Origin of the sequence: Mycobacterium sp., from assembly GCF_032162105.1 — a bacterium.
Taxonomy (GTDB): domain Bacteria; phylum Actinomycetota; class Actinomycetes; order Mycobacteriales; family Mycobacteriaceae; genus Mycobacterium.
The window spans coordinates 1-6775 of sequence record NZ_JAVRPS010000649.1 but is presented as its reverse complement, the minus strand read 5'-3'; the positions used below and the strand labels follow the sequence as shown (position 1 = coordinate 6775).

Sequence of the window (6775 nt, the reverse complement as noted above, 5' to 3'; positions counted from 1 at the left end):
TGCAGACCCGATCCGCACCGGCGGTCGACCTGCATGCCGGGGACCGTTACCGGCAGGCCGGCGTCGAGTGCCACCACCCGCCCGATCGCCGGAGCCTCCGGCGAGGGATAGCAGTGGCCGAGGATGACGTCACCCACCGCCTCGGGTGCCACGCCGGTCCGCTCGAGCAGACCCGTCAACGCGGCAACGCCCAGCTCGACCGCGGTCACGGAGGAGAACATTCCCCCGTACCGGCCGATCGGCGTGCGAACGGGTTCGCAAATGACTGCGGACGCGAGGAGCGATGAGGTAGAAGCCTCGCGCATCAGATGTGCCTCCCCCCGGTCACTTCCAGCACCGTGCCGGTCATGTACGACGACAGGTCCGAAGCCAGGAACAGCGCGACGTTGGCCACCTCTTCGGGCTCCCCGGCGCGGGCCATCGGTATCTCCGCCAGCTTGGCGTCCCAGATCCGCTGCGGCATGGCCTCGGTCATCGCCGACCGGATCAGGCCCGGCTGGATCGCGTTGATCCGCACGCCGAGATGCGCGACCTCCTTGGCCGCCGCCTTGGTCAGGCCGACGATGCCCGCCTTGGCGGCCGAGTAGTTGGTTTGCCCGATCAGGCCGACCTTGCCGGAGATCGACGAAATGTTGACGATGGCGCCGCGCTTGTTCTCCCGCATGACGTCGGCCGCCTTGCGGGTGCCGTTCCAGGTGCCCTTCAGATGGACGGAAATGACCTGATCGAACTGCTCCTCGGTCATCTTGCGCATCGTGGCGTCCCGGGTGATGCCCGCGTTGTTCACCATGACGTCGAGTCCGCCGAAGGTGTCCACCGCCGCGGCGATGAGCGCCTCGACGTCGGCGGCCTTCGTGACGTCGCAGCGCACCGCCGCTGCGACGTCGCGGCCACCCAGCTTCTCCACCGCGGCCGCGGTGGCGTCCGGATCGAGGTCGCCGAGCACCACTCGCGCCCCCTCGGCGACGTAGCGCTCGGCGATCGCGAAGCCGATCCCCTGCGCTCCGCCGGTGACCACCGCGGTTCGTCCGTCGAGCAAAGCCATGCGCTGACCCTTCCTGAAGGTTTTCGGTCTCCAACATAAAATATGATATTTGTTGCACGACGCCTACACCGCCCCGTCAGGAGAACGACGCATGGCAGACCCCGCCGTCCCTGAAACCGACTTCCGGGACATCCTCGACGCGACGCGGCACTTCATCCGGTCGGCCGTGGTGCCACGTGAGCTGGAGATCATGGCCGACAACCGGGTGCCCGACGACATCCGCGAGCAGGCCAAGAAGATGGGTCTGTTCGGCTACGCGATCCCGCAGGAGTGGGGCGGCCTCGGCCTGAACATCGCCCAGGACGTCGAGTTGGCGATGGAGTTCGGCTACACCTCGCTGGCGTTGCGGTCCATGTTCGGCACCAACAACGGCATCGCCGGTCAGGTGCTCGTCGGGTTCGGCACCGATGAACAGAAGAAGCGATGGCTCGACGGGATCGCCTCGGGCGACGTCGTGGCATCCTTCGCGCTGACCGAGTCGGGTGCGGGTTCGAACCCGGCGGGCCTGCGCACGAAAGCCGTTCGTGACGGCGAAGACTGGGTGATCACCGGCCAGAAGCGCTTCATCACCAACGCGCCGACCGCCGACCTGTTCGTCGTCTTCGCCAGGAGCCGGCCTGCCGACGCCGACGGCCCAGGCATCGCGGTGTTCCTGGTGCCCGCCGACACCGCAGGCGTGGTGGTCGGCGCGAAGGACGCCAAGATGGGCCAGGAAGGCGCCTGGACCGCCGATGTCGGCTTCGACGAGGTGCGGGTGGGCGCCGATGCGCTCATTGGCGGCGCCGAGGACATCGGCTACCGGGCGGCCATGACGTCACTGGCGCGTGGCCGCATCCACATCGCCGCGCTGGCGGTCGGTGCCGCGCAACGCGCGCTGGACGAGTCGGTGAGCTACGCCGCGACCGCCACTCAGGGCGGCACGCCGATCGGTGACTTCCAACTGGTGCAGGCGATGATCGCCGACCAGCAGACCGGGGTGATGGCCGGGCGTGCACTCGTTCGCGAGGCCGCCCGGCTGTGGGTCTCGGGTGAGGATCGCCGCATCGCCCCGTCCGCCGCGAAGCTGTTCTGCACCGAGATGGTCGGCACCGTCGCCGATCTGGCCGTGCAGATCCATGGCGGCAGCGGCTACATGCGGGAGGTCCCCGTCGAGCGCATCTACCGCGACGTCCGGCTGCTCCGCCTCTACGAGGGCACCAGTGAAATCCAGCGGCTGATCATCGGCGGCGGACTGGTCAGGGCCGCGCAGCGATCGTCCTGACGCTCAGCCGATGTACCGGATGATCGACTCCGCCACCGCCGCCGGCTTGTCGGATCCTTCGATCTCCACCGTGATCGTCGTGGTCGCCTGGACCGCCCCATCCAGCTGATTGACCGAGGTGAGCTCACCACGCGCCCGCAGCCGCGCCCCCACCTTCACCGGGGTGATGAAGCGAACCTTGTTGTAGCCGTAGTTGACCGCCAACGCGATGTTCTCGACCCGATACAGCTGATGGGAGAAGTGCGGCAGCAGCGACAGTGTCAGCAGGCCGTGCGCGATGGTGCCGCCGAACGGCCCGTTGGCCGCCTTCTCGGGGTCGACGTGTATCCACTGATGGTCCTCAGTGGCGTCGGCGAACAGGTTGACGCGGTCCTGACTGATCGTCAGCCACTCGGTGGGGCCGAACTGATTACCCTTTGCCGCGGCGAACTGATCCAGACCTTCGAAGACCGTCACTGCACTCCTTAGAAAGTTGATGCCGACCCACTGGCCGACCCACCATGTGTAGCGCGTCGCGTATCCCGGCACCAGTCGTCGCCTAGCCTGGCGTCCACCGTCCGAGCGCGGTCACCGCAGTCGAGGCTTCGACGCCGTCTGCGCCGAGACCGCCGCCGACGCGCCTGGGAAACTCTCGTATGCTGCGCCCGAAGACTACGCATTGTTTGCCATCGGAACGGGTAGACCACTCAATTGCGGGCATTAAGGCCATTGCGGCGATAGCCAAATCCGCGATAGCCGGATGAAAGCGCGTTAATCGAGCAAACAACGGTTGGTACAAGATCAACGCAATGGCTCGAAACTCGTGCCGAAGAGCGATACTTAGACGGTATTTGCTATCCATTGGATGCGCATATGAGGCAGCGGCTTCGACAACCAGGCTTGGCCGGAGAACGGACACCGATGAGTGTTTCCACGCTGGACGCCAGCGACTACCTTCCACTTTGCCCCGGCACGCGCATCGAGTGGTGGGATCCGGACACCGAGTGCACGCTCGTGGCATCCGCGCCGACGACCGAGCCGCGACTCTGGGCCGAATACGTACGTAGGGCGCGGGACAGCTACCGCAGGCACGGCGTCGAACGCGCACTCGACCTGGAATCTCTGCGCATTCCGAGCGAGACCGCACTGTTCCTCGCCGCGATGGACGAGACTGGCCGAATGGTGGCAGGTGTCAGGGCAAAGGGACCATACGGCGCTGCCGACGAATCGCACGCCGTCGTCGAGTGGCGTGGGCGACCCGGCTTGGCCACGGTCCAGAAGATGATCGCCGATCGAATCCCGTTGGGCGTCGTGGAAGTCAAGACCGCGTGGGTGACCGACGATCCCGCCCGAAATCGCTCGCTCACGAACGCCCTCGCCCGTTTTCCATTGCACTCTGCATTGTTGCTCGATGCCAAATTCGCGATGGCCACCAGCGGGGCGCACGTACTGGCCCGATGGCGCACGACGGGCGGGTTGGTGGCGTCCCAAGTTCCAGCTACGCCCTATCCCGACGAGCGATATCAGACCATGATGATGTGGTGGGACCGGGGCACATTCGCCCAGCGCGCCGAGGCTCGGCAAGTCTTACGGATAGCCGCCGAATTCCGGCTACTGGCCAGGCATCTGGACGGGGCGGGTGAGCCCCGCGTGCTAGCGGGAAGCCAGCAATGACGGTCCGTGCTGACCGACACCAGGATCAATACCAAGCAATCATTCTCGACCCGCGCAAGGCCACCGACGACGAGATGCTGGCCGAGCTGAGAAGCGATCCAGGGATCCTGTTCACCGAAGTCGCCGCACAGCAGCGCGCCGCCCTGCGGGGTCTGACCCCGACGCCGGATACCGGGCAGATCGACGAGCCGGCCCGCTGGGTCTACTACCCGTGGCGCCGGGCGGTCATCGACGTCCTCGGTCCTACCGCGTACCGACGATTGCGACTGGACCGCAACCGCCACCTCATCACCGCGGCCGAACAGGCGCGGCTCGGCACGCTGAAGGTCGGCATAATCGGGCTCAGTGTCGGGCACGCCGTTGCGCACGTCCTGGCGGCCCAGGGCCTCTGCGGCGAACTGCGGTTGTCCGACTTCGACGACCTGGAGTTGACGAACCTCAACCGGGTTCCCGCGTCGGTCTTCGATCAGGGCGTGAACAAGGCGATCGTTGCGGCAAGGCGCATCGCCGAGCTGGACCCCTATCTCCGGGTATCGGTCGAGACGACCGCGGTCACGCGCGAGTCGGTCGACGAATTCCTGGACGGGCTGGACGTACTCGTCGAGGAGTGCGACTCGCTGGACACCAAGGTCCTGGTCCGCGAAAGTGCCCGCGCCATGGGCATTCCGGTGTTGATGGCCACCAGTGACAGGGGCCTGCTGGACGTGGAGCGCTTCGACCTCGATCCGACGCGTCCGGTACTGCACGGACTGCTCGGCGACCTTGGCGCCGCCGAGCTCGCAGGCCTGTCCACCGAGGACAAGGTTCCCCACGTGTTGCGGATCCTCGATGCCGCCCGGCTGTCGCCGCGCATGGCAGCGTCCCTGTTCGAGGTGGGCAAGACGCTGTCCACCTGGCCTCAGCTGTCGGCCGAGGTCTCGCTCGGAGCTGCGGTGGTGGCGGAGTCGGTCCGGCGGATCGGGCTACGCGAGCATCTGCCCTCGGGCCGGGTGCGGATCGACGCAGGCGCCCTGCTGGACCGCATCGACGACCCGCGCACCGACGCCTATCCCCAGCCGCCCAACCAGGACACCGACGATCCGGAGGAACCCGCGGAATTGTCCGGCGCCGTGGCGGCGGCAGCCATCCGCGCGCCGTCGGGCGGCAATGCGCAGCCGTGGCACATCGAGATTGCAGACAGCGCCATCACGCTACGCCTCGCCACCGAACTCACGTCCACGATGGACCTCGGGTTTCGCGGCAGCGCCGTCGCCCTTGGCGCAGCGGTCTTCAACGCCCGCGTCGCCGTCGCGGCCCGCCGACATCGCCCAGAAGTCTCGCTCGCCCAGGGCGACGAGCGCGCACCGCTGCAGGCCACCGTGCGGTGGGTAAGCGGGGAGGAACCCGACCTGGCCGAGCTGTACGGACCGATGCTGCGCAGGGAGACCAACCGGCACCAAGGGACCGCCGTGCCGATCGACGATGCCGTCGCGTCGGCGATGGTCACGGCTGCCGAGCGCGAAGGCGCCCGGTTTCGGCTTCTCACGTCGCGGAACGACATTCAGTCCAGCGCCATGCTTCTTGCCGCTGCGGACCGGATCCGTTATCTCACCCCGCACCTGCACGCCGAGATGTTCGCGGAGCTTCGCTGGCCGTTCGACCCATCGCCGGAGTCCGGCATCGACATCCGCAGCCTCGAGTTGCCCTCGGCTGACCTGGCCGTCCTTGACGTGCTGCGCCGGCCGGAGGTAGTGGCCCAGCTCGCGCAGTGGGACGCCGGAGAAGTGCTCGGCGACGACACCCGCGACAGGGTGAATGCGGCCGCCGCGGTCGGAGTTGTATCGATGCGTGGCTTCACATTGCCGGACTATGCGCGGGCCGGATCGGCGATCGAGGCGGTCTGGATCACCGCGCAGCGACACGGCTTGGCCGTGCAACCGGTTTCGCCGGTCTTTCTCTACGCCCAGGACGACCGCGACATACAGGAGTTGTCGCCTCCGTTCCGCGATGAGCTGTACCGGTTGCAATACAATTTCCGAGAACTCGCGAGCACTCCACCGGACGAAGCGCAGGCCCTGGTGCTTAGGTTTACCGGCGCCCCGCGACCATCGGTGCGAAGCCGCCGCCGCGCGCTTCGCCAGCACCTTTCACCGCAAGGCTGACGAGATATCGGAGGAACGGGTGCAAAGCAGCCTCGATGTCGTCGTCACCGCGGTGGCGACGCGTCTGATGGGAGTCGACGCGGCCACCTCTGGCGAGGTGAGCAGCCAGGTGTTGGCCGACCTCATCGCCCACTTCGACGTCGATGTCAGCTTCCTGCGCCACAACGACCACCGAATTCACGCCACCAGGTTGATCGCGGAGTGGCCACCGCGACCCGACGTCGGGGAAGTCGATCCACTCGAGGTGATCTACTTCGCCGACGCCGATCCCGTTTTCGCCCTCGCCGAGAACATCCAGGAGCCGACGGTGTTTCGCGCCGAGGCAGAAGAGGACTATCAACGCACCATCGAAGAGGGCAGGCAGGTACCGACCACGTCCATGGCGTGCGTCCCCTTGTTGTCCGGTGACGTCACCACCGGCGTGCTCGGTTTCGTCAAGTTCGGCATCCGCGAATGGAGCGTCGCCGAACTCAACGCGTTGATGGCGATCGCCTCGCTGTTCGCACAGGTCCAGGCACGCGTCGAGGCGGAGGACCAGCTTCGCTACCTGGCCGAGCACGACGATCTGACCGGACTCCACAATCGCCGGGCACTACTGGCATACCTGGACGCGCGACTGGCGCCAGGGCAGCCAAGTCCCGTTGCTGCACTGTTCATCGACCTGGACCGGCTGAA

7 protein-coding genes are annotated in these 6775 nt (G+C 66.8%); 4 read left to right on the top strand and 3 right to left on the bottom strand.

Going from position 1 to position 6775, the window contains the following annotated elements; all coding sequences use genetic code 11:
• Together QOC69_RS32675 and fabG are read right to left on the bottom strand one after the other, a co-directional pair.
• A partial coding sequence (locus QOC69_RS32675) for a thiolase family protein (RefSeq protein ID WP_526446636.1) occupies positions 1-305 on the bottom strand: 305 nt, incomplete at its 3' end.
• Positions 305-1045 (bottom strand): 3-oxoacyl-ACP reductase FabG, encoded by a 741-nt coding sequence (gene fabG, locus QOC69_RS32670; protein WP_526446635.1) that lies wholly within the window; start codon positions 1043-1045, stop codon positions 305-307. The genes fabG and QOC69_RS32675, both read right to left, overlap by 1 nt.
• A 91-nt stretch (positions 1046-1136) precedes the next feature.
• Here fabG and QOC69_RS32665 point away from each other — a divergent pair, with 91 nt between their 5' ends.
• Positions 1137-2306, top strand: coding sequence for an acyl-CoA dehydrogenase family protein (locus QOC69_RS32665; RefSeq protein WP_526446634.1), 1170 nt, complete (start codon positions 1137-1139; stop codon positions 2304-2306).
• Positions 2307-2309: 3 nt separating this feature from the next.
• On the opposite strand, the gene QOC69_RS32660 is transcribed toward QOC69_RS32665, so the two are convergent.
• Complete coding sequence (locus QOC69_RS32660) at positions 2310-2762, bottom strand: MaoC family dehydratase (protein ID WP_526446633.1); 453 nt, start codon at positions 2760-2762, stop codon at positions 2310-2312.
• Between the two features lie 444 nt (positions 2763-3206).
• Between QOC69_RS32660 and QOC69_RS32655 the strand changes: the two genes are divergently transcribed.
• From QOC69_RS32655 to QOC69_RS32645, 3 genes are all read left to right on the top strand, one after another.
• Entirely contained in the window at positions 3207-3959 is a 753-nt protein-coding gene (locus QOC69_RS32655) for a hypothetical protein (RefSeq protein ID WP_526446632.1), read from the top strand.
• Positions 3956-6100, top strand: coding sequence for an Rv1355c family protein (locus QOC69_RS32650; RefSeq protein ID WP_526446631.1), 2145 nt, complete (start codon positions 3956-3958; stop codon positions 6098-6100). The genes QOC69_RS32655 and QOC69_RS32650 overlap by 4 nt, the downstream gene beginning before the upstream one ends.
• A 67-nt stretch (positions 6101-6167) precedes the next feature.
• A partial coding sequence (locus QOC69_RS32645) for a GAF domain-containing protein (RefSeq protein WP_526446637.1) occupies positions 6168-6775 on the top strand: 608 nt, incomplete at its 3' end.